At 34.3% G+C, this 1,432-nt stretch carries 2 protein-coding genes; both read left to right on the top strand.

Annotated features, from left to right (window positions below; genetic code table 11):
- Nucleotides 1–415 (top strand): restriction endonuclease (locus D479_RS17050; protein ID WP_008639465.1); only part of this gene is annotated, 415 nt, incomplete at its 5' end.
- A 492-nt stretch (nucleotides 416–907) separates the two neighbouring features.
- Nucleotides 908–1,432, top strand: a 525-nt coding sequence (locus tag D479_RS17045; RefSeq protein WP_039871711.1) for a hypothetical protein, incomplete at its 3' end; no start/stop codon positions are given.

The following is a 1,432-nucleotide window of genomic DNA, read 5'->3' as shown; positions in this document are numbered from 1 at the left end:
TAAAAACTTTGATTCCTTAGGGAATATACATTGGAGAAAGTTTGAAGGTCTAACTTGTGAATTCTTTGAGAGACAAGGTTATAAAGTGGAAATCGGTGAAGGAAGAAATGACGGAGGAATAGACGCAAGAGTATGGAGACAAGAGGACAGTATAGAAGGTCCACCAACCATGTTAATTCAATGTAAACGTTATAAGAATAAAATTGAAAAGATGGTTGTTAAAGCATTATGGGCGGATGTGGTTGCTGAAGAAGCAGAGTCAGGATTGATTGTAACGACAAGTTCTCTCTCTCCAGGATCTGAAAAAGTATGTATTGCGAGAGACTATCCTATAGATCAAGCTAATAATACTACTTTAAAAGAATGGGTCAGAGTTATGAGAACTCCGGATAAAGGAATTTTCTTCTCAGAATAAAAGCATTATTACGCTTAGTTTTCAGTTAGAACTAAAAAGTGGCTGTATTTACATGTTTCTACATCAAGGGCCGCGGGGTTAATTCCTCTAAGGGGGAGACATAATTGCAGCTTGGGGAACACAAATCTGGATGCTTAGACATATAAGTTCAATTTTTGGTTTGGCTAAAAAAGAAAGTTTTCTAGAGAGTTGGTCAAAGCTATCATAGGAGGGATGATGGGGCTGCTGGACCTAAAGGATTAGCAAAGGTGAGTTAAAAAGTAGCTTCAGCTGCCTCCTCTATTATTGCAACATTGATTATAGGAAATACTTTTATAGACTCATGTAAAAAAGTTGTTATTGAGAATCTAACGGTTCAATTAACAAGTGAGAAAATTAAACACTTACTTCAAAAGGGGTACGAGGAAGAAATCGATCGACCTTATGATAATGATTTTAAGGATAATTTTTAAAATAGTTTTTTACTACTTAAAGGTTTCAGGGGGAAAGGAAATGAGGTTAAATTACTCCTCAGAGGAGTTAGAAAGGTTGCTTTTAGATAAGGGTGTAAATAAAAGCCATATTAAAAAAATAAAAAATGAAAAGACACTTGACCTGTCAGAATTCAGTATTTACTATGAACTTCAAGATGAAACTCTAGAATATATCCCTGTTAATTGTATCAAAACTACAAGTAGAGTAGAGCATGACATCTCTTGGTTTGATCTAGCACTATTACCAGAAGGTATTAATTTATCTGCAGATAGATTGAATAGATGTATGGACCATTTTAAAAAGAGTACTAGCCTTGCGACTTACTATAATTTTTTTGTAGACGATCTTTGTCGGCAAGTAGACCCTATCGGGTTTGAATATTATGATAAAGATAATATTTATTCAGCGAGTACCGGTAACCATAGAACTATTTTTGCTAGAGTGACAGGAGCACCGTACATAAGAGCCAAAACTGTTAAGTTTAAATTTAATCAGGATAGGTACAATGATTTTATTAAACTAAAAGGAACATATAATACATTT

Source organism: Halobacillus sp. BAB-2008, from assembly GCF_000328325.1.
GTDB lineage: Bacteria > Bacillota > Bacilli > Bacillales > Halobacillaceae > Halobacillus.
The sequence above is the reverse complement of the archived record's forward strand: the minus strand, read 5'-3'. Positions and strand labels throughout refer to the sequence as shown.